This window comes from Pseudomonas sp. UBA4617 (genome assembly GCF_002386445.1).
Taxonomy (GTDB): Bacteria; Pseudomonadota; Gammaproteobacteria; order Pseudomonadales; family Pseudomonadaceae; genus Aquipseudomonas.
The window spans coordinates 1-22301 of sequence record NZ_DGIR01000037.1 but is presented as its reverse complement, the minus strand read 5'-3'; the positions used below and the strand labels follow the sequence as shown (position 1 = coordinate 22301).

19 protein-coding genes and 2 pseudogenes are annotated in these 22301 nt (G+C 63.2%); 12 read left to right on the top strand and 9 right to left on the bottom strand.

All coding sequences use genetic code 11. The features are described 5' to 3' along the window. Window positions 1-10 precede the first annotated feature (10 nt). The 12 genes and pseudogenes from B4L76_RS16600 to B4L76_RS16545 all read left to right on the top strand — a co-directional run bounded on the left by B4L76_RS16600 (window position 11) and on the right by B4L76_RS16545 (window position 13882). The gene (locus B4L76_RS16600) at window positions 11-445 is read left to right on the top strand and encodes a DcrB-related protein (RefSeq protein ID WP_186688096.1); all 435 of its coding nucleotides are present in this window, start codon (window positions 11-13) and stop codon (window positions 443-445) included. Window positions 446-454: 9 nt separating this feature from the next. After that, complete coding sequence (locus tag B4L76_RS16595; RefSeq protein ID WP_296233991.1) at window positions 455-4813, top strand: RHS repeat-associated core domain-containing protein; 4359 nt, start codon at window positions 455-457, stop codon at window positions 4811-4813. 2 nt (window positions 4814-4815) lie between these two features. Beyond that, window positions 4816-5478 carry a hypothetical protein gene (locus B4L76_RS16590; RefSeq protein ID WP_296233989.1) on the top strand — a complete coding sequence of 221 codons (663 nt, stop codon included), beginning with the start codon at window positions 4816-4818 and terminating at the stop codon, window positions 5476-5478. A gap of 3 nt (window positions 5479-5481) precedes the next feature. Then, complete coding sequence (locus B4L76_RS16585) at window positions 5482-6138, top strand: hypothetical protein (protein WP_296233987.1); 657 nt, start codon at window positions 5482-5484, stop codon at window positions 6136-6138. Between the two features lie 27 nt (window positions 6139-6165). Beyond that, a complete protein-coding gene (locus tag B4L76_RS16580) occupies window positions 6166-6813 on the top strand; it encodes a hypothetical protein (protein WP_296233986.1) in 648 nt (215 codons plus the stop codon). A 232-nt stretch (window positions 6814-7045) separates the two neighbouring features. After that, a complete protein-coding gene (locus tag B4L76_RS16575) occupies window positions 7046-8284 on the top strand; it encodes an OprD family porin (RefSeq protein WP_296233985.1) in 1239 nt (412 codons plus the stop codon). Window positions 8285-8368: 84 nt separating this feature from the next. Then, a complete protein-coding gene (locus B4L76_RS16570) occupies window positions 8369-9175 on the top strand; it encodes an NAD-dependent epimerase/dehydratase family protein (protein ID WP_296233984.1) in 807 nt (268 codons plus the stop codon). Window positions 9176-9201: 26 nt separating this feature from the next. After that, window positions 9202-10083 carry a glucurono-1,5-lactonase gene (locus B4L76_RS16565; protein ID WP_296233983.1) on the top strand — a complete coding sequence of 294 codons (882 nt, stop codon included), beginning with the start codon at window positions 9202-9204 and terminating at the stop codon, window positions 10081-10083. 62 nt (window positions 10084-10145) lie between these two features. Continuing rightward, window positions 10146-11117 (top strand): TRAP transporter substrate-binding protein, encoded by a 972-nt coding sequence (locus tag B4L76_RS16560; protein ID WP_296233982.1) that lies wholly within the window; start codon window positions 10146-10148, stop codon window positions 11115-11117. A gap of 62 nt (window positions 11118-11179) precedes the next feature. Beyond that, window positions 11180-11707 (top strand): TRAP transporter small permease, encoded by a 528-nt coding sequence (locus B4L76_RS16555; RefSeq protein WP_296233981.1) that lies wholly within the window; start codon window positions 11180-11182, stop codon window positions 11705-11707. Beyond that, window positions 11708-12988: a TRAP transporter large permease gene (locus B4L76_RS16550; protein ID WP_296233980.1), complete on the top strand. Its 1281-nt coding sequence runs from the start codon at window positions 11708-11710 to the stop codon at window positions 12986-12988. A 25-nt stretch (window positions 12989-13013) separates the two neighbouring features. Next, window positions 13014-13882: pseudogene (locus B4L76_RS16545) on the top strand (aldose 1-epimerase). 13 nt (window positions 13883-13895) lie between these two features. On the opposite strand, the gene B4L76_RS16540 reads toward B4L76_RS16545, so the two are convergent. The 9 genes and pseudogenes from B4L76_RS16540 to B4L76_RS24390 form a co-directional block, all read right to left on the bottom strand. Further along, a complete protein-coding gene (locus B4L76_RS16540; RefSeq protein ID WP_296233978.1) occupies window positions 13896-14792 on the bottom strand; it encodes a LysR family transcriptional regulator in 897 nt (298 codons plus the stop codon). Window positions 14793-14904: 112 nt separating this feature from the next. Next, window positions 14905-16941, bottom strand: a complete 2037-nt coding sequence (locus B4L76_RS16535) for a pyridoxamine 5'-phosphate oxidase family protein (protein WP_296233977.1) — start codon at window positions 16939-16941, stop codon at window positions 14905-14907. Between the two features lie 27 nt (window positions 16942-16968). Further along, the gene (locus B4L76_RS16530; RefSeq protein WP_296233976.1) at window positions 16969-17598 is read right to left on the bottom strand and encodes a glutathione S-transferase family protein; all 630 of its coding nucleotides are present in this window, start codon (window positions 17596-17598) and stop codon (window positions 16969-16971) included. A gap of 173 nt (window positions 17599-17771) precedes the next feature. Then, window positions 17772-18320 (bottom strand): UPF0149 family protein, encoded by a 549-nt coding sequence (locus tag B4L76_RS16525; RefSeq protein WP_296233974.1) that lies wholly within the window; start codon window positions 18318-18320, stop codon window positions 17772-17774. Between the two features lie 90 nt (window positions 18321-18410). Beyond that, complete coding sequence (locus B4L76_RS16520; RefSeq protein ID WP_296233973.1) at window positions 18411-19400, bottom strand: asparaginase; 990 nt, start codon at window positions 19398-19400, stop codon at window positions 18411-18413. Continuing rightward, on the bottom strand, window positions 19397-20551 hold the full coding sequence (locus B4L76_RS16515; RefSeq protein ID WP_296233970.1) for a hypothetical protein: 1155 nt from the start codon (window positions 20549-20551) through the stop codon (window positions 19397-19399). Before B4L76_RS16515 ends, B4L76_RS16520 begins: the two co-directional genes overlap by 4 nt. A gap of 11 nt (window positions 20552-20562) precedes the next feature. Further along, the gene (locus tag B4L76_RS16510) at window positions 20563-21459 is read right to left on the bottom strand and encodes a nitrilase family protein (protein WP_296233968.1); all 897 of its coding nucleotides are present in this window, start codon (window positions 21457-21459) and stop codon (window positions 20563-20565) included. Window positions 21460-21596: 137 nt separating this feature from the next. Next, window positions 21597-22027, bottom strand: a pseudogene (locus B4L76_RS16505) (FAD-dependent oxidoreductase); the annotation flags it as partial. 201 nt (window positions 22028-22228) lie between these two features. Continuing rightward, window positions 22229-22301: hypothetical protein (locus tag B4L76_RS24390; RefSeq protein ID WP_414707199.1), on the bottom strand; the 73-nt coding region annotated here is incomplete at its 5' end.

Genomic DNA, 22301 nt, shown 5'->3' with positions numbered 1-22301 from the left:
GAGACCTGTCATGAGTTATCGCGTCAACGAATTCCGCCTGGCCCTGCCCGATGCCGCCGTGCAGGACAGCAGCATCAACATCCTGCGCTTCGAGGCCCTGGCCACCTCGCTGATCATCAGCCGCAGCCTGCTGGCCGAGGGCGAGACCCTGCAGAGCAATTTCGACGGCCAGTTGCAGCGCCTGCAGCAACAGGTCAAGGACCTGCGCATGCAGCCGGCCCAGGCCGTGCAGGTGGGTGCCGGCCAGGCGATCGCCGCCATCGAACTGAGCAGCCAGTTCAGCAAGGGCCAGGAAAAGGTCCACCAGTACCAGCTGGCGCTGGTGCTGCCCGGCACGCGCAAGATGTTTGCCCTGAGCTACGTCAAGGCCAGCCCGCTGGGCGCGGCCGAAGCGGCGCACTGGGCAGCCATCAAGCAGTCGCTCGACTTCGACAACCTGGGCTGAGCCTGAGCCATGTCCGACGCTTTGTGGGCCGCCCGCGAAGGCGACGCGCTGATGCACACCTCGATAATGGCCGACATCGTCGGCGGGGTGCTGGAAATTGCCGCCACCGTGGCCATCGGCGCCCTGGCCACTGCCGCCGTGGCAGCGGCATTCGGCCTGACCGTGGCCACCGGCGGCCTGGGCTGCTTCGTGCTGGGCGCGGTGGTCGGCCTGGTGGTCGGCGTGGTCATGGCCAAGACCGGTGCCGATACGGGTTTGAGCCGATTATGCGAGGGCATCGGCAACTTCCTGTTCCCGCCATCGGTGCAGGCCACCATCATCAGTGGCTCGTCGGACACCCGCACCAATGGCAAGCGCGCGGCGCGCGCGGCCGGCATCGTCACTGGCCCGCCGGCAGCGCTGGAGCAAGCCGGTGCGGAAGGCGCCGAGGCCCAGGAGGAAAGCTTCCTGGACATGGCCAAGGGCTTCTTCTCGCAGATGTGGCGGCCGACCGTGGCCACGCCCGCCGCCAATACCTTGCCGGTACCGGACGACAAGGTCCTGTGCAGCAAGCACCCGCCGATGCCACCGCAGTATCTGGCCGAGGGTTCCAGCAAGGTGCTGATCAATGGCCACCCGGCCTGCCGCAGCGGTGACCGCAGCACCTGCGAGGCGGTGATCGTCGATGGCGGCCTGGTGTCGAACAACGTGCGCATCGGCGGCGAGCCGATCGTGGTGCGCGAGATTCGCAGCGGCAAGACGCCCGGCATCGGCCTGGCGGTGACCGCATTGATGCTGCTGCGCGGGCGTGGCGGCAAGTTCTACAGCAAGTTCGGTTGCATGTTGGTGGGCGGCGTGAGCAGCGTGGTTACCGGCCAGGTGACCAGCGCCCTCACCCAGGCCATGGCCGGTTCGCCCAACCCGGTACATGCAGCCACCGGGGGCAAGGTCCTGTGTGGCGAGGAAGACCTCGACTTCACCGTGCAAGCCACCCTGCCGATCGCCTGGCAACGCTTCTACAACAGCCACGACGAGCGTGTCGATGGCCTGTTCGGCGCGGGTTGGAGCCTGCCCTATGAAGTTTCGGTGCAGGTCGATGCAGACGACCGCCTGGTATTGGTCGACGAGCAGGCGCGCCGGGTGGACATGGGCATCATTACCCTGGGCGATGCGGTGTTCAGCGTCGGTGAAGGGCTGAGCGTACGCCGGGCGCACAACGGCGAACTGCTGACCGAAAGTCGCGAAGGCGAGTATCGGCTGTTCCAGCCAACCCCGGGGCGGCCCGATCGACTGCGCCTGAGCCAGATCGGTGATCGCAATGACAACCGGATCTACCTGGACTACGACCAGCAGGGCCGCCTCTGCCAGTTGCGCGACACCTTCGACCAGGTGCGTGTCAGGCTCGGCTACAGCGAGCAATGGCCGCAGCGGGTGAGCCACATCGACTTCCACGCGGCGAGCGGCGAATTGCAACGGCTGGCCAGCTATGGCTACGACGCCAACGGTGACCTCGCTCAGGTACAGGATGGCGCAGGCCAGCCGCTGCGCAGCTTCGCCTACGACGCTGCCCGACGCATGATCGAACACCGTACTGGCGGCGGCCTGTGTTGCTACTACGAGTGGGCGCAGCATGAGGACGGCTGGCGGGTGGCGCGGCACTGGACCAACGGCGGCGACAGCTACGCCTTCGAATACGATGTCGCCGCCGGCATTACCCGGGTGACCGACAGCCTTGGCCGCGTTGCCGTGCGCCACTGGAACCAGCAGTACCAGATCACCGCCTATACCGATGCCCTTGAGCGCACCTGGCGCTTCGAATGGAATGACGAGCGCCAGCTGCTCGCGGCCAGCGACCCCATGGATGGCCGCTGGCAGTTCTTCTACGATGAGTCGGGCAACCTTGCCGAGACCGTCGACCCGCTGGGGCGTAGCGAGTCGACCGAATGGCTCGAACACTGGTCGCTGCCGCGCAGCCAGACGGACCCGGCAGGGCAGCGCTGGACCTTCGCCTACGACCAACGGGGCAACTGCACGCGCCAGACCGACCCGTTGGGCCAGCACACCCGCTATCGCCATGACAGCCAGGGCAACCCTGTCGAAATCATCGATGCCAACGGTTCCAGCCGCCACCTGCGCTGGAACGAACGGGGCCTGCTGGTCGAACAGCGGGACTGCTCCGGCTACCTGACCCGCCTCGCCTACGACCCCTTGGGCCATCTGCAATCGATTACCGACGCCCAGGGCGAGCGCACCGACTACCGGCATGACGACAAAGGCCGCTTGCGCAGCGTGACCTTGCCCGATGGCCGCAGCGAAACATTCGCCCTCGATGCCAGCGGCCTATTGACCCAGCACATCGACACGGCAGGCCACGTGACCCAATACCGGCGTAACCGCCGTGGCCAGTTGCAGCTGCGCATCGATGCGCTCGGTCGACAAGTCCGCTACCACCATGACGACTATGGGCGCCTGCTTGCGCTGTACAACGAAAATGGCGAGGCCTACGGTTTCGAATGGGATGCAGGCGACCGGCTGATCGCCGAGCGCGATCTGGACGGTGGCCTGCGGCGCTACCAGTACGACCCGCTGGACAATCTTGTCCAGGTCACCTTCCTGCCTGCGCCGGGCAGCGACGAGGCACCCATCATTCACCGCATGGCCTATGACGCAGGCGGCCGCCTGCTGACCCGCCATACCGATGAGGGACGCACCGACTACTGCAACGACCCACTGGACAACGTGTTTGCGATCCGTCGTACCACTGTGGATGGCCAGGTAGAGGAACTGGGCTTCGCCTTCGATGCGCTGGGCCAGTTGCTCGAGGAACACAGCGCGCAGGGCAGCGTGCAGTACCAGTATGACCCGCTCGGCAATGTCACCCGCACGCGAGTACCCGACGGCCGCTGGATCAACCGCCTGTACTACGGCAGCGGGCACCTGCACCAGATCAACCTCGATGGCCAGGCGGTGTGCGATTTCGAGCGTGACCGTGTTCACCGGGAGACGCTGCGCCTGCAGGGCAACCTGGCGATTCAACGCCAGTACGACCGTGGCGGACGCCTGCGCACCCTGCTCCGTCGCCCGGCAGCGCAGCCCAGCCGGCTGCCGGCGCCAGACCAGCAGCGGTACCAGTTCGACGCCGCCGACCAACTGGCCGTACGCGAGGTGCAGCACCCCGGCAACGGGTATCTGCAGGTTTATCAGCATGATGGCTGCGGCCATGTCTTGGGCCGTCAGGACAGCCCCGCCGGCCAGCGCGAAGCGTTCCGCTACGACCCGGCCGGGAACCTGCTTGACCCGCTGGCGGCAGGCGCCGGGCTGGTCCGGCACAACCGCGTGCTCACCTTCGAGGACAAGCGCTATCGTTACGACGGTTTCGGCCGCCTGGTGGAAAAACGCAGCCGCCGACGCGGTACTCAGCATTTTCGCTACGACGCCGAGCACCGGCTGGTCCAGGTGCGCAACCTGCAACCTGGACGGGAACGCATCATCGACATGCGCTACGACCCGATGGGCCGGCGCACCGAGAAGATCGAATCGACGCTCGACGGCCAAGTGGTTGGCCGCACCCGTTTCAGCTGGAGTGGCCTGCGTCTGCTCGGTGAGCAGCACAATGGCCGGCAGGCGTTGTACCTGTACGAAGACGATGGCCATGAACCGCTGGCCCGGGTGGATGGCCAGGGTGCTCATCAGCAGGTGCTGCATTACCACAATGACATCAATGGCCTGCCGGAACAGTTGACCGATGACACCGGCGAGGTCGTGTGGTCGGCGCGCTACCTGAGCTGGGGTGCAAGCTGGGATGAACAGCGGGCCAGCCGTCTGCCGGAAGATCAGAACCTGCGCTTCCAGGGCCAGTACCTGGACCGCGAAACCGGCCTGCACTACAACCTGTTCCGCTTCTACGACCCGGAGATAGGCCGCTTTACCCAGCCAGACCCAATCGGTTTGGCCGGTGGTTTGAACCTTTACGAGTATGCACCGAACCCATTCACGTGGATTGACCCATGGGGGCTGCTCAAGGAAGGCGAAACCGCAGGTTATGGTGCCAAGGCGCACCGTGGCGATGGCCTTGAAGCCCATGAAATTCTGCGTAACAAGTTCTTGCAGGATGCCGGCCTGGCACCGAAAGGACGCCGGATGCGCGGCAACCCTTCGATTGCCCTGACGCCCAAGCATCATGACCAGGTGCATGCCGCAGAGAACCGGTTGCGCAAGGCAATGGGCCTCAAGCCTAACCAGATGCTCAAAAGCGGCAAGCTTGAGATCCGCCTGATGTCCAAGGCCATCTACCAATCGCTGGTGACTCAGGGAGATGTCACAATCCAACAACTCAGAACGGCCCGGCGCTACGCCAAGTCGTTCGCCAAAAGCAAAGGGTGTTACTAGCCATGAAGAAAATCGTGTTGTCCCAACAAGACCGCGGCTTCGGCCAGATCGGTGGTGCGCCTTTGCTCAAGGACCCTTCCTTGTGGCCGGCCAACCCGCAAACCGGTGGGTTGATGACGCCCATCCTGACCCTGACCGAACAGTTCCAACCGGCCCGGTTCGTCCCGCCAGGCATGGCTATCACGGTTTTCCTCGCCGTCGAGCAACAGCAGGACGGTGGCTTCAGCCGCCCGCTCCAGCGTCGCTATACAGTCAATCAGCAGTCGGAACTGCAGAACGTCATCAACGCCGGCTTTGCCCGGGTCATCCTGCATGAGCTCGCCAGCCAGCCACTGGAGCCCAGCAATCCCCCCTTGCTGCTGGAACGAGCGTTCATCGACTTTGAAGAAATGACTGACGAGGAGCATGACGAGGAGCATGAGGACGAGGACAGCGGGATCGGCCTGAGCAAACCCAGCGGCCGCCCCTGCTGGCTGCAGGACCCGATCTACGAACCACAGCGCTACATGTTCATGATGCAACTGGTGGACGCCGACGTGGCCGAAGCCAGCCCGCAGCATGCTGGGCTGTTCGGCGAAGGCATTGGTTATCTGTTCGTGGACATGCAGGCGCGCCGTGGCAAGGAAGGCGACGACGCCGGTTTCTTCTTCATTCAGTTCACCTGAGCCATGAAGATTATATTCACCGAAGAAGACAAAGGTCTCGGGCAAGTGGGAGGCAGCGTCCGCATGGACGACCCAGGCTTGTGGCCTCTGGCGCCCGACACCCAGGAGCCGATGACGCCTCTGTGTACGGTCACGGAAAACTTCCTGCCGGCTAAAATCTTTCCGCCCGGCATGGCTGCCACGGTATTCATCACAGCTCGAAAACAGCGCGCCGGCGGCTTCAAGCAGTCTGTTGTCAACCGCTACTCACTTCATGAGCAAGCGGAGCTACCCGGTATCCACAATGGTTATGCACGGTTCATTCTCCACCGGCTGTGTGAGGAGGAGTTAACCGCCCCGCCTGGAACGCTCTTGCTGGAGCGCCGTTATATCGACTTCGAGCCAATGACCGAAGAGGAGTTCGCCGAAGAGCACGATGACGAGGACTCCGGTCTGGGCATTAGCAAGCAACTCGGTCGAGCAGCCTGGATGCAAGATCCCATTTATGTTCCAAGCCGGTACTTGCTCCTTTTGCAACTGACCGACTATGAAATCAGCCGCTGGGCTCCCGAGCAGGAAGGGGTCTTCCTGGATGGCATCGGTTACATCTATCTGGACAAGCAAGCCCGGCGGAAAAACCAAGGCGACGAAGCCGGGTTCTTTTTCGTTCAGTACGCCTGAACGGCCGGCCAGGATCAGCCGCCAGCTATGAACATCTACCATATGGACAACCTGCCAACGCCTTGGGGAGACTGGGGCGCGGTACTGCTCCAGGGCATGATTGCCTGGGATGAAGACACCGATGTGGACAGCATCAGGCGCGCCGGGCCGTACACGCCGCCTGCGTATATCCGCTCGGGTTCGCTGGTGCTCACCCAGCCGGTCAAGGAAGCCCTGGAACGAAGCGGCCTGAAAGGCATCAGTCGGTATGAGCACCTGGAAAAAACCCACATCGTGCAGCTTGACTGGCTGCACTGGGATACCCGCAAGCCCATCACCGATTACCTCGAGCTGGAAGGTGGCCCGACCTCGATCATCGACTGCCTGCCGCATGACCCGGAGCTTGCCGCACGCATGCCGGCGTATTGGCAGGCATTCGTCGTGGGCAAGCTCAACCTGCTCAAGGACCCACGGCACGAACCTGCCGACCTCGGCCAGTATCTGCAGGTGCTCAAGGCCGACGAAAAAGCCGATTTCTTCAAAGGGGATGTCTATCGCGGGTACTTCCTCAGTGAAAGAGCCAAAGCGTGGCTGGAACAGCAATGTCCTGGTTGCTTCCCTGCTGCACGACGCGGAGCGTTGACAGCCCCGCTGGCGCTTGCTAATAATCGCCCACAGTTGTACGACAACACATAACAAAAACAACAATCCGTGGACGAACCCATGTCGGCACTCACCCCGCTGTATCCCCGTCTAATGCACCCTCCTGTTGTCCTGGCCAGCTGGCGTAGGCCTGCAAGTACCTAGCGCCCGGTAACCGCGTATCCACCCCCGGCCCTGACCGGCCCGTCACCTACCCGTCCTCGCCGCAGGCCGCTTGCGCGTGCCCGACGGACGGGTTGCCACACCCTTAGGGAGCACAACAATAATGAAAATCTGCCAAACCCTGCCCTTCGCCCTGCTGGGTGCGGGGGCCATCGCCAGCCTGCCGGGCACCAGCTTCGCCGCCGGTCTTGTCGACGATGCCAAGGCCACGCTGGGGCTGCGCAACTTCTATATCAACCGCAACTTCACCAACCCTGGCAACCCGCAGGGCAAAGCCGAGGAATGGACGCAAAGCTTCATCCTCGATGCCCGCTCTGGGTTTACCGAAGGGCCGGTCGGGTTCGGTGTGGACGTGCTGGGGCTGTGGTCGGTCAAGCTCGACGGCGGCGGTGGCACCTATGGTACGGCGCTGCTGCCACGCCATGACGATGGCAAGCCGGCAGATGACTATGGCCGCCTGGCGGTGGCGGGCAAGCTGCGGGTCTCGAAGACCGAACTGAAGGTTGGTGAATGGATGCCGGTGCTGCCGATACTGCGCTCGGATGACGGGCGCTCGTTGCCGCAGACCTTCCGTGGCGGGCAGGTGACCTCCAACGAGATCGCCGGGCTGACCCTGTACGGCGGGCAATTTCGCGGCAACAGCCCGCGCAACGACGCCAGCATGGACGACATGAGCTACGGCGCTGGCGTGTCGGACCGCTTCAACTTTGCCGGCGGCGAATACAAGTTCAACCAGGACCGTACCCTGGTAGGGTTGTGGAACGCGGTACTCAAGGACGTCTACCAGCAGCAGTACCTGCAATTGAGCCACAGCCAGCCGCTTGGTGCCTGGACCTTGGGCGCCAACCTGGGCTACTTCCATGGCGACGAGGACGGTTCCGAACGGGCCGGCGAACTGGACAACAAGACTTACTCAGGCATGTTCTCGGCGAAGTACGCCGGCAACACCTTCTGGGTCGGCCTGCAGAAGGTCGATGGCGATACCTGGATGCGGGTCAACGGCACAAGTGGCGGGACCCTGGCCAACGACAGCTACAACTCCAGCTTCGACAATGCCAACGAGCGTTCATGGCAGGTACGCCATGACTTCAACTTCGTCACCGTGGGGGTGCCGGGGTTGACCTTGATGAACCGCTATATCAGTGGCCGCGATGTTCACAGCGGTGGCGTGACCGACGGCAAGGAATGGGTGCGCGAGACCGAGCTGGCGTATGTGATCCAGAGCGGGCCGTTCAAGGATCTGAGCGTGAAATGGCGGAACTCGTCGATTCGGCGGGATTACAGCAACAACGAGTTCGATGAGAACCGGTTGATCTTCAACTACCCGTTGTCGCTGCTGTGATGTGTGATTGACAACCACCTGAAGCAGCCACAATAATCAGCCAAGTCATACGACAACTTACAACAATCACAAAAAGAGCCGGCCATGACCACCACTCCCTTCAATCGCCTGCTGCTCACCGGAGCGGCAGGCGGCCTGGGCAAGGTCCTTCGCGAACGCCTGCAAGGCTACGCCGAGGTCCTGCGCCTTTCCGATATCAAGCCCATGGCACCCGCTGCGGGCCCGCATGAAGAAGTCATCGTCTGTGACCTGGCCGACAAAGCGGCAGTGCATGCCCTGGTCGAGGGCGTGGATGCCATCCTGCACTTTGGCGGCGTTTCCACCGAGCATGCTTTCGAAGACATCCTCGGCCCGAACATCTGCGGCGTGTTCCACGTGTACGAGGCAGCCCGCAAGCACGGCGTCAGGCGCATCATCTTCGCCAGTTCCAACCACACCATCGGTTTCTACCGCCAGGACCAACGCATCGACGCGCATTCGCCGCGCCGTCCCGACAGCTACTACGGGCTGTCCAAGTGCTACGGCGAAGACCTGGCCAGTTTCTATTTCGACCGCTACGGCATCGAGACGGTCAGCATCCGCATCGGCTCCTCGTTCCCTCAGCCACAGAACCCGCGCATGCTCTGCACCTGGCTGAGCTATGACGACCTGGTGCAACTGATCGGGCGCGGTCTGTTCACGCCCGATGTTGGCCACACCATCGTCTACGGCGCATCCGACAACCGCACCGTATGGTGGGATAACCGTCATGCCGCGCACCTGGGCTACCAGCCCAAGGACAGTTCCGAAACCTTCCGCAGCGCCGTGGAAGCCCAGCCGGCGCCTGCCGCCGATGACCCGAGCATGGTCTATCAGGGCGGTGCCTTCACCGCGGCAGGCCCGTTCGACTGACCCTACGCATGCCAGGAGGCAAGGCCATGAACTGCGAACTGATCGTCGACGCCCGCAATGGCACCGGCGAAAGCCCCGTGTGGCACCCCGACGAACAGGCCCTGTACTGGGTCGATATTCCTGCACGCCAGTTGCACCGCTGGCAGGCGGCCGATGACGTGCATCAGGTCTGGCAAACCGATGAGATGCTCGCCTGCATCGCCCGCAACGGCCAAGGCTGGGTGGCCGGCATGGAAAGCGGCATCTTTGCGCTGCGGGCGAAGGCTGACGGCAGCCTGGACAAGCGCCTGCTCGGCGGTGTGCAGCACGCCCAGGCCGGGATGCGCTTCAACGATGGCCGCTGTGACCGCCAGGGCCGCTTCTGGGCCGGCAGCATGCTACTGGACATGCAGCAAGGCGCCCATGTCGGCGCCTTGTACCGGCTTGACGGCGAAGGCCGGCTACACCTGCAGCAGGACGGCATGATCGTGCCCAATGGCCTGGCGTTCAGCCCTGATGGCCGGCGCATGTACCTGTCCGACTCGCACCCCAGCGTGCAGAAGATCTGGGTGTTCGACTACGACATCGACAGCGGCACGCCACATGGCAAACGGCTGTTCGTCGACATGCGCGGCTACCCCGGCCGCCCTGATGGCGCCGCGATCGACCAGGATGGTTGCTACTGGATCTGCGGCAATGACGCCGGCCAGATCCACCGTTTCACCCCCGACGGCCGCCTCGACCGCTCACTCAGCGTACCGGTGAAAAAGCCGTCGATGTGCGCCTTTGGCGGCGCCAACCTGGACACCCTGTACGTAACCTCGATACGCCCCACCGGCATCGACCTCAGCGACCAGCCCCTGGCTGGTGGGGTGTTTGCCCTCAGCCCTGGCACCAAGGGCCTGGAGGAGCCTGCCTACCGGGGCTGAGCCACATGCCGCCCGATACTTGCACGCCCGAAACCGGATAATAAAAACCACGGAGTTTCACCATGACGTTCAAACGCAAACTGCTGCTCGCGGTACTCCCTCTCGCCTTCAGCCTGCCCCTGCCCGCCTCGGCGCTGGACATCAAGTTCGCCGAGATCCACCCGGCCGGTTACCCGACCGTGGTCGCCGAGCAGAACATGGGCGACAAGCTGGAGCAGGCCAGCAATGGCGAGATCACCTTCAAGATGTTCGCCGGCGGTGTGCTGGGTTCGGAAAAGGAGGTCATCGAACAGGCGCAGATCGGCGCCGTGCAGATGACCCGCGTCAGCCTGGGGATCGTCGGCCCGGTGGTGCCGGACGTGAACGTGTTCAACATGCCGTTCGTGTTCCGTGACCATGAGCACATGCGCAAGGTCATCGACGGCGAGATCGGCCAGGAAATCCTCGACAAGATCACCAACTCCGACTTCAACCTGGTGGCCTTGGCCTGGATGGACGGCGGCTCGCGCAGCATCTACACGAAAAAGCCGGTGCGCAGCCTGGAAGACCTCAAGGGCATGAAGATTCGCGTGCAGGGCAACCCGCTGTTCATCGACATGATGAACGCCATGGGCGGCAACGGCATCGCCATGGACACCGGCGAAATCTTCAGCGCGCTGCAGACCGGGGTGATCGACGGTGCCGAGAACAACCCGCCGACCCTGCTCGAACACAACCATTACCAGAACGCCAAATACTACACCCTGACCGGCCACCTGATCCTGCCGGAGCCGGTGGTGATGTCGAAGACCACCTGGAACAAGCTCACCCCCGAGCAGCAGGCATTGGTGAAGAAGGTGGCACGCGAGGCGCAGATGGAAGAGCGCGTTCTGTGGGACGCCAAGTCCGCTGCCAGCGAAGAGAAGCTCAAGGCCGCCGGTGTCGAGTTCATCAGCGTGGACAAGAAGCCGTTCTACGACGCCACCGCGTCGGTACGCGAAAAATACGGCGCGCAGTATGCCGACCTGATGAAGCGTATCGACGCCGTCCAGTAACCGCGGCCCTTCCCGAACGACTTCGGCAGTGCGGGCCCCGCCCTGCCGCTTTGGTGATGCCCATGAAAAACCTTGTCCTGCGTGTGAACGACACGCTGTACCGCAGCTGCATCTGGGTCGCCGGCCTGTCGATCCTGGCCATGTCGCTGATCATCCCCTGGGGCATCTTCGCCCGTTACGTACTGGGCACCGGCTCGAGTTGGCCCGAGCCGGTGGCCATCCTGCTGATGGTGGTATTCACCTTCGTCGGTGCAGCCGCCAGCTACCGGGCCGGGGCGCACATGGCAGTGGGCATGATCACCGAGCGCCTGCCGCCAGTGCCGCGTCAACTGGTCGCGCTGCTGGTGCAGGTGCTGATGATCCTGGTGTGCGTGTTCATGGCGTACTACGGCTTCAAGCTGTGTATCACCACCTGGAACCAGTTTATGGCGTCGTTGCCGGGTGTGCGGGTGGGCATGACCTACGCGCCAATCCCGATTGGCGGGGTGCTGACCCTGGTGTTCGTGGTGGAAAAACTTCTATTGGGCGATCAGAGCCACCGCAAGGTGGTGCGCTTCGAGCAGCTTGAAGAAAACGAAGGAGCGGCATAGATGGATGCGTTGATTCTGTTGGGCAGTTTCGTAGCGCTCATCCTGCTCGGCATGCCGGTGGCCTACGCCCTGGGCCTGTCAGCGCTGATCGGCGCCTGGTGGATCGACATACCGCTGCATGCGATGATGATCCAGGTGGCCAGCGGGGTGAACAAATTCTCGCTGCTGGCCATTCCGTTCTTCGTGCTGGCCGGTGCGATCATGGCCGAGGGCGGCATGTCGCGACGGCTGGTAGCCTTCGCCGGGGTGCTGGTGGGCTTCGTGCGCGGTGGGCTGTCATTGGTCAATATCATGGCCTCGACGTTCTTCGGGGCGATTTCCGGCTCGTCGGTGGCGGACACGGCGTCGGTGGGCTCGGTGCTGATTCCGGAAATGGAGCGCAAGGGCTACCCGCGTGAATTCTCCACGGCGGTTACCGTCAGTGGCTCGGTGCAGGCGCTGCTGACACCGCCCAGCCACAACTCGGTGCTGTACTCGCTGGCTGCCGGCGGCTCGGTGTCGATCGCCTCGCTGTTCATGGCCGGGGTGATGCCGGGGCTGCTGCTGAGTGCGGTGATGATGGGCCTGTGCCTGTTGTTCGCGAAAAAGCGCAACTACCCGAAGGGTGAAGTCATACCGCTGCGCCAGGCGCTGAAGATTGCCGGTGAGGCGCTGTGGGGGCTGATGGCCATGGTGATCATCCTCGGTGGCATTCTGACGGGCGTGTTCACCGCGACCGAGTCGGCGGCTGTGGCAGTGGTGTGGTCGTTCTTTGTGACCATGTTCATCTACCGCGACTACAAGTGGCGCGACCTGCCCAAGCTGATGCACCGCACGGTACGGACCATCTCTATCGTGATGATCCTGATCGGCTTCGCTGCCAGCTTCGGCTACGTGATGACGCTGATGCAGATCCCGTCGAAGATCACCACGGCATTCCTGACCCTGTCGGACAACCGTTACGTGATCCTCATGTGCATCAACTTCATGCTGTTGCTGCTAGGCACGGTGATGGACATGGCACCGCTGATCCTGATCCTCACGCCGATTTTGCTGCCAGTAATCACCGGCATCGGCGTGGACCCGGTGCACTTCGGCATGATCATGCTGGTCAACCTGGGCATCGGCTTGATCACGCCGCCGGTAGGGGCTGTGCTGTTCGTCGGCTCGGCCATCGGCAAGGTGAGCATCGAGTCGACGGTGAAGGCCCTGCTGCCGTTCTACCTGGCGCTGTTCCTGGTGCTGATGGCAGTGACCTACATTCCGGCCATTTCGCTGTGGCTGCCGGGTGTGGTGCTGTGACCGGAAAGCGGGCAAGGAGCCTTGCATGGGTGTGACCGAAGTGCATCTGCACGACCGCCTGACCCGCCTGAGCCTGGCCCCGGAACTGGGCGCCAGCCTGGTCAACTGGCAAGTGAAGGCGACCGGCCAGGCATTGCTGCGCCATTCTGCTTGCGACGCGCTGGCCAGCGGTTCCCCACGCCGCCTGGCCTGCTACCCGCTGGCGCCTTGGTCCAACCGCGTCGGCGAGGGTGGCTTTGCCCGGCCCGGGGGCTGGCAGGCATTGGCGCCGAATACCACGCATGATCCCTACCCGATCCATGGCAGTGCCTGGCAGCAGGCCTGGCAGGTAGCCCGGCACAGCGAACGGCATGCGCGGCTGACGCTGCGCAGCGCAGTACCCTTTGCCTACCAGGCAGCGCTGGACATTCATCTGGATGAAGGCGCCCTGCAGCTGGACCTGCAGGTTACCCATCTGGATACGCAGGCGACCTGGTATGGGTTGGGGCTGCATCCATACTTTCCCCGATACCCCGACACCAGGCTGTATGCGCCAGCGCACAAGGTGTGGCTGGCAGACATGGGACGCTTGCCTTCGTATCAGGCGCCGGTACCTCATCGATGGTGTTTCAATACGATGGGGGTTTTGCCGAGGCGATCGTTGACCACGCCTTCAGTGGCTGGCCGGGAGAATGCGTGATCGAACAACCCAGCGCCGGCTACCGACTGGCGTGCCGTGCCAGCGGCGCGCAGCACTTCCTGTTGTTCTGCCCGCAAGGGCAAGGTTTTTTCTGCTTCGAACCGGTCAGCCATCCGGTCAATGCGCACCACCTGCCGGGGCGGCCGGGGTTACGCCTGTTGCAGCAAGGAGAGGCGATGAGCCTGACATTCACAATGCAGTACCAGGCGCTGTAGGGGTGCCGGGGTATCAATCCAGCTGCTGAGCCCTCAGCGCCTGCGCCAGCATGTCGATGAACGCCCGGACCTTGGCCGAACCGTACTTGCTCTCCCGGTGCAACACATGGATCGGCCAAGGCGCCTCCTCGTACTCGGCCAGGAGCACCTGCAGCTGCCCACTGGCCAGTTCGTCCGCGACCTGGTACGACAGCAGGCGGGCAATGCCCAACCCGCCACTGGCGGCGGCGATCGCCCCGTCATTGCTGGTAACGGTCAAGCGGGGTTTGACGCGCACCAGGGTCGGTTCCTCGGCCACCCCGAAGCGCCAGCCGGCGCGTGGCGACAGGTTGGTGGTGCCGATCACCGCATGCCCGGCCAGGTCGGACGGGTGCTTCGGCACGCCATGGCGCGCCAGGTATTCGGGAGAGGCACACAGCATGCGCCGGACCCTGCCCACCCGCAGCGCTTTCAACCCGGAGTCGGGCAAGGGGCCGATGCGAACGGCCACATCCATGCCTTCTTCGACCATGTTGACGATGCGGTCGAGGAAGTACGCGGATACATCCACTTCAGGGTACTGCTGCAGGTAACGGACGATACACGGCATGACGAATTTCTTGCCGAACAGGATGGGCGCGGTGACGGCCAGGTCGCCCTTGGGCGTCGAGTTGATGCCGGCGGCAGCTTCGTTGGCCTCGTGGATGCTGGCGAGGATATGCCGGGTGTCTTCCAGGTAGCGGCTACCGGCTTCGGTCAAGCGGACGCTGCGGGTGGTGCGCAGCAGCAACTTGACTCCGAGCTGTTCTTCCAGGGCGCTGACGGCGCGAGTGACCGCAGCCGGGGAAATGTCCAGGCGCCGAGCAGCGGCGGCGAAGCTTTCCAGTTCGCCGGTGGCGACGAACACCTTCATCAGGTGGATCTGGTCCATGCGGGCTCCTGGTGGGCATGAGGTGCCGGGATTATCTTTCATCTGGGCGTTTTCTGCTGCCTGTTGCGGCCACGGGCCGCGCCTGCAACAGCCCGCGGAAGAGGCAGGCGAATCAGGCATCCAATACCAACGCTTGCCCGCCTTCTTCCACCTCCGCCGGCACGGCACAACAGATCAGCACCGAACCGGCTTCCGGCAATTCGGCCGGCGGGTTCGGGTAATGCACCTGGCCACTCACCAGCCGGGTCTTGCAGGTACCGCACGATCCGCCTCGGCAACTGAATTCCGGGGCCAATCCGCGTGCCTCGGCCAGCTCCAGCAGCGTGCCGCTACCGGGCGCCCAGCGCGCCTCCTTGGCCGAAGCGGCAAAGTATACTGGCACCGGCTCGCTGGCCGCAGGCGGCTGCTGCAGGCTGGGCTGGCCCGCGTCGGTGTGCCGCCGAAGCGTCGAAGGGCCGAAGGCTTCGGCGTGGATCCGCGCATCCGGTACATGCACCCCGCGCAGCCCCTCATACAACTGCTGGGTAAAACTTCCCGGGCCGCACAGGTAGAAATCGTAGTCGCCCAGCGCCAGCGTTGCCTTGACCTGCTCGATCCCCAGCCGACCAGCGAACTGGTAATCACGGCCGATCAGCGCGTGCTCTTCCGGCTGGCTAAGGGCACGGTGCACCTGAAGCAGGCCGCCGGCTTGCTGTCGCAAGCGTGCCAGTTCCTCAGCAAACGGCAGGTCAGCCAGGCTGCGCGCGCCATGGAACAGGTGGACGGGCCGTGCCTGCCCCTTGCTCAGTTGCTCGCGCAGCATGGCCAGTAATGGCGTGATTCCCACTCCCGCGCCAATCAGCACCAGCGGCCGGGTGCTGTGCGGGTCCAGCACGAAGCTGCCCATCGGCGCGCGTACATTCAGCACATCGCCGGCGCCAATGCGCTCATGCAAGTGCCGCGACGCCGGGCCCTGGGCTTTGACGCTGATGCGCAGGTAGCGGTCGGAAGGCGCGCTGGACAAACTGTAGGTGCGGATCAGCGGTGCCTCGCCAGCGAACTGCAATTGCACCGGCACATGCTGCCCCGCGGCAAAGGTCACCTTGCTGCCGGCAGGCGGTTCCAAGTAGAACGAGCGGATATCGCGGCTTTCCTGTTCTACCCGCAGCACACGCCACGGCTGCCATTGGCGCTGCTGCTGACGTCGCTGCAGGCGCGCTTCGGCCTCTTCCCAGGTGCCGGTCGCCAGGCTGGTCGGCGCATATTCCTTGAATGGCCAGCGCAGAGACACGGCAGCCGGGCGCCACACCACCTGCTCGACATCCAGCGTCCACAAGCGCTCGGCGCCCTCGAACGCCTGGCTGGCGGGGTTGTCCAGGAGGATTTCGGTGCGTCCGTAGAGCTGCAACACATTGCCCTTAGCGAAGTCGATGAACAGCAACCCTGCGCGTGGGTTCACCAGCAGGTTGCCCAACGTGTTGAAATGCAGGTTGCCGGCATAGTCGGGAATGGTCAGGCGGTTGCCTTCGACCTTGATGAAGCCAGGCCGGCCGCCACGGTGGGAGACATCCACCGAACGCTGGCCATCGCCATGCTCGATATAGCTGGCGACAAAAAAAGTGTCGGCTGCCCGGATCATGCCGACAGCCGCTGCATCCAGCATCGCCGCATCGACACGCCCCTGGGCGGGCTCGACGACGCGCGTGTACTCGCGCAACTGGATGTACTGCGGGCAGTTGCCGAACGACTGCTCGACCGTGACTTGCAGTTGGCCGTTGACACCTTGGTGGATATGCCCGTTGAGGCGGTTGCGCCGACGAGTATGCAGTTCGATGCCCAGCAGGCCGACCGCTTGCCCGGCACTCAGCCCGGCGGTAGCGGGGTCGTCTGCCGGCAGCTGGGTGTCGATCGTCAGCTGCCGAGGGTGCGGCGAGCTGACGAAGCCTTCCGGCCCTTCCAGCACGGTCGCCCAAGGGCGGCCCAGGGCATCCACGCTGGCGGCGATCATGAACGGCAGCTGATGATAGAAGGTACGATGCTGCTCGGGCATGTAGTCGCGAATCACCTTCTGCCCGAACGCCTCCATGCGCTCCGCGACACCGACCTTTTCCTGCAGGGTTTTCTCGCCCGCGTGCCAGGGCGAGGGGCGGTGGTCCGGGTTCTGTTGCATGGCGGCGTTCCTCGTCGTGGCGAAGTGTCAGGCGCTGGTCTGCAAGCCGATCACGGTACGCGGCATCGGTACGAAGCCCGGCAGCGCCTCGACCCTTGCCAGCCAGTTGCGTACGTTGGCATAGGGCTCCAGCGACACGTTGCCTTCTGGTGCGTGGGCGATGTACGAGTAGTTGGCGATGTCTGCGATGGTCGGGGTATTACCCGCCAGGAAGGGTGCCTTGGCCAGTTCGGCGTCGATCACCTTGAGCAAGGTGTGGGCGCGGGTAATCACTTCATCGGTATTGAATGAAGCACCGAATACCGTCACCAGGCGGGCGGCGGCAGGGCCGAATGCCAGCGGGCCGGCAGCCACCGACAACCAGCGTTGTACGCGGGCGGCGGCGGCAGGCTCCTCGGGCAGCCAGGTGCCATTGCCATACTTCTTCGCCAGGTAGACAAGGATAGCGTTGGAATCGGCAATCACCGTGCCGTTGTCATCAATGACCGGCACCTGGCCGAACGGGTTCAGCGCAAGGAAGTCGGGCTGTTTGTGCGCACCTTTGGCCAGGTCGACGAGGACCAGCTCGGTAGGCAGGTTCAGCAGCGAAAGCATCAGCTCGATGCGGTGGGCGTGGCCGGACTTGGGGAAGTTGTAAAGCTTGATCGGGTTCGACATGGGCTTGGCTCCTGGTCAGCTCCGGGGTGGGCTGATGGAGCACATGCTGCACGGGTTCGCCTGGCAACAGAATCAGTGCGCCAGGGAAACCATAATTTCGCCTGGCGGAATAATCGTGGCACAGGCGCCGACCAGAGCCCCCGCAAGCATCCGCCTCAGGGCACCCGCTGGATTCAGTGCAGCTTGAAGTACCGGAATAGCCCGCGTGCAGCCTCGACCACCTGCGGTACGCAGGCCTGGATGTCGTCTTCGCCCATCTGGTCCAGCAGCTCGAAGTTATCCTCCAGCCCATGCAGCGAAATGGCCTTGAGCAACTGGTCCTGCTCCGCAGGCAGCGGCTTCCAGCCAGCGACCTGAGTGCCGCGCATGTAGCCAAAGCACCACTCCTCCATCACGATCACCATGCCCTGCTCGCCTTCGCTTTCCTCGAACAGCGGCTCGAACCGGTCGATGTTATCACCCAGTTCTTCCGCCACCTGGTTGGCGTAGCGCAGCATCAACGCCGTATAGGCCTCTTCGTGCGCCGGTTTCTTGAATTTCGGCACCTTGCCACCTGCCACCACGGGCAGCCATTGCTCCGGGATGACGGTGACCGGTGAGCTGGCCAGTGCGGTGAAAAAACCATTGAGCTCGGCCAGGTTCAACACCGAGTAATCGTTGCCGTAGGTGATCAGCAGGTCTTCAAGGCGGTCGAGTTCTTTTTCGCTGAGGGCGGGTAGCATGGGTGGACATCCTGAGAAGCAAAAGTGTGTGCACCCTAGCACAGAACCGCCCAAGGGCTGCCCGCGGTTGTCGACCCGCGGGCAGTTTGGTCAGCCTGGCAACAGGCTGTGCAGCAGGTGCTGCCTGCCGCTACCGATCAGCAACCACAAGAGAATGCGACACTTGCGCGGGCAAAGCTGCCCGGCCATGTGTACACCTTTGCCTTGCAGGTCGACCTCGCCTCCGGCAAAGCCATAGGTGGCGCGGGCTGTAGGGCCGCTGCCTGTGCGGGTGGCGACGATCACCGGCAAGGCGGGCACCAGCGTATCCAGCACCTGGGCCCAACAAGCGGAAACATGCCCTGCGCCAAATCCGGCAATGACCAGCCCCTCGTAACCGAGCGTGGCAACCGCCTGTAACAACGCCGTATCCGCGTCCAGGCACGCTTCCAGCAGTGCAACGCGATGTTCGGTGCGTTGCGGTAGCGGCAGTACCTCCCGCCGTGTAGCCGGTTGGCGATAGACCACCGCGCCCTCGACGACATCGCCCAGCGCGCCACCACCGGGCGACTCGAATGCAGCCATCGACAGGCTGGCGGTCTTGCGCACCCTTGCGGCGCTGTGGACCTGTTCATTCATCAACACCAATACGCCGCGCCCACGGCTGCCCGCCGCCAGGGCAACTTGCGCCGCACCCAGCAGGTTGGCCGGGCCGTCGCAGCCCGGCTGGCTGGCCGCGCGCATGGCACCGGTCATCACGACTGGTGCATCGAACGGCCATAGCAGATCGAGGAAATACGCCGTTTCCTCAAGGCTGTCGGTTCCTTGGGTCAGAATTACCGCCTGCGCTCCACGCTCTACCTCTGCGTGCGCCCAGGCCAGCACCTCAAGCAGCGCCGCAAAGCCCTGCGAGGCACTGGGCAGCAGGCCCAGCGTGACCATTTCAAGCTCGGCCATCTCGCGCAGTTGCGGCACGCTTGCCAGCAATGCGTCGCAACCAAGCCTGGGCACCACCGCGCAGCCATGGGCGCTTGCCTGCATGCTTGCCGTGCCCCCCAGGCTGGCAATCGACAGCTTGGGCAGATGCGTTTGCTCGCTCATGCTGCACCTCCCGCAAACCAGCCAACCAGCGGCACAATCCCCAGCGTACTGATGGCCATCGACAGCACATTTCCAATGTAGCCATGCATGTAGGCCGGCAAACGCTGGGTAATGGCCGCTGCCAATGGCGGAGCCACCAGCGCTCCCAGCACTGCGCTGCCCACCACTACTTGCCAGCTACCGCCATGGGTGAGCACTGCGGCCGGGACGATCGAGACGATGGGGATGTAAGTGGGATACCAACCGCGCGCCTGCCATTGACCATGCCAGAGCAGAACCCCGACCAATGATGCCAATGCCTGGCCGGCAACCATTGGTATCAGCAGCAGCGAACCGTAGGCCGGCGCTGCCGGGGCCAGCAGGTAAGCCAGAAGCACGCCCAGCAGCAGCCCGAGACTGGCCAGCTCATTACCGAAGAATGGCGCTTCGCTGAAATCGGCCAAAACCCGTCGCAAGGTCCAGACAACGCCGTAATCGGGTTGCGCAGCAACGGGGTCGCGTACTGCAGGCTTGTGGCTGTGCCGCACCCATGACGGAAAGCGCCGGCACAGCATGAACGCCACCAGGCTTGCCAACGCCATGCCACTGACGTTGCCGATTACCACCGGCAGCTGCAACGGATAACACAGGTAGTTGACCATCAACAGACTGGCCGGGGTGACCAGCAACGCTCCCAGCAGTGCGCCGCTGAGCGTGACCCGCCAGCCCGCGCCGTACAGCAGCACCATGGCTGCCGGCAACGATACGAAGGCAACGAAGGTCGGCTGCCAGGTGCCACTGGCCAAGGTCCAGCCCCAGAACGCGTGGCTGAGCAGCAGGCCCAACAGCGAGCTGGTAAACACCCATGGCCATAGTCCGCTGCCATAGCAGATGGCAAAACCCTGCCAGCGATATCCGTGCATATGGGCCAGGTGCGCCAGGCAAGCCCCCAGCAGCAAGCCCAGGGCGGGCAGTTCGTGCTTGTAGAACGCCACCTCACTGATATCACCGACGATCCAGCGCAGCCGGCTCAGTGGCTGATCGAGTGTCGCCGCCAGTTGCGTGTAGTCCGGCCATTGGCCGTGGGCGAGGCTGGCAGCCAGTGCCCCCAGCAGGCTGACGAACAGCACCAGGGGCAAATGCTTCCGATCCAGAGCATGCAAGGTTTTCATGTGCCACCTCCTCAACGCGGCATTGCGGCATGCAGGCGGTAACCAAGGGTCGCGTCATAGAGATCGGTACGGCGGTCCCGAGGCAGGTCGTTGAGGCTGTTCCAGATCGGTGCCGAGCGGGCACTGCTGAGGTCGACATCGGCGAAGACAATGCTCTCCTCTTCGGCACTGGCCACCTCGCCGATGGGCCAGCCATTGCTACCGGCAATCAACGAACAACCGAGGAAGCGCCCACCCCGCTCATGGCCTATGCGGTTGGCTGCGGCAATGTAGAGGTTGTTGACGTGTGCCGCGGTCATGGTCAGGTAGGAAGCCATGCAGCGCCCCGTGTCATCGAACAACGGTGGTGGGGTCCACACCCAGTTGTTCAGGCTGCAGATGATGTCGGCACCTTGTGCTGCCATCAGCCGTGGCACTTCAGGGAACCAGATGTCCCAGCAGATCAGCAGGCCGATACGCCCGATCGGTGTCTCGAATACCGGAAAACCCAGGTTGCCAGGGGTGAACCAGAGCTTCTCCTGATTCCATAGGTGGGCCTTGCGGTAATGGCCTAGCAGGCCTTCAGGGCCGAACAGTACGGCACTGTCGTAGAGCTTCAGCCCGTCGCGTTCGGCAAAACCTGCGGCCAGGTAGACCTGATATTCCCTGGCAAAATCCGCCCAGGCGTTCAGGCTGATACCTGCCTCTAGCGTTTCGGCGTGGGCATAGGCTTCTGCGCGGGTGTGGAAGGTGTAGCCGGTGTTGGCCAGCTCAGGTAGCACGATCAGGTTGGCGCCTTCTTGCGCGGCGCGACGGGCCAATGCCAGGCCTTTGCTCAGGTTGCCGTCGCAATGCTCAAGCCCGACCTGCGGGTCGTATTGAATGACGGCGATGCGAACTGGACTGACGGCGGGACAGTGTGCAGACATGGCAGCTTCCTTGTTGTGGTTGTTTTGGAAGGACGCCAGTAAAACGGGGCTGGGCTGGGGAGTGACAGTCAGGACACTCCCACCAGCTCGAAGGAAAGGAAAAGAGACATTGTAGGAATGGCCCTACAATCAACACGCTAACAGCCTTGGATCCTGACTTGATAATGCGGGTAATGGTCCAGGGTGAAACCACCGTGAAACTGTGCTGATGTTCTATCGCAAAGGTTGATCACGACATCCACAGCCGTTCGTAAACACGGCTCGGTCCAGCCGGCGTCAACAGAGAAGGACTCTCCAGCCAGATACAGGCCTGACAGGGCGCTGAAATCGCGGTTGTATTTCATCAGGTTTACCGCATCGTAATAAGTGCCTGCCCGGTACAGCTTTGCACATCCCAAGGCGTTCTTATCTGTCATCCACCGTTGTATGCGGATGTTGCGAGTCTCAATGTAGGGTGATATGGCCTCGCCTATGTTGCTACACCGCAGCAGAATTCGATCAAGCTCGTTCACGCATTTCTGTCCCAACTGCGCGTCGGAAATGCGGCCAGCTTCGTTGCATCGTCCTCCTCTCGTTGCAATAGGTGGTCGTACAGCGAGGTGCCGCTCAGTCCGATGTCTAGAAACATAAGACTTTCATCCAGCGCTGCGAGCCCGATAAATGAATAATGACCCAATGGGTGAAGGGGTTATTGATTACCACCAGCCGGCAGCCACAGGATCGGAGATATCTGTGGCTGCCGGAGAGCCATCAACTGGACTGTTACGTTTTACACCGCCAGCGCGCGCTCACGCAGCTCGCTGTTGAGGATGCGGTCGTTTTCGCTGTAGTCGACCGGGCAG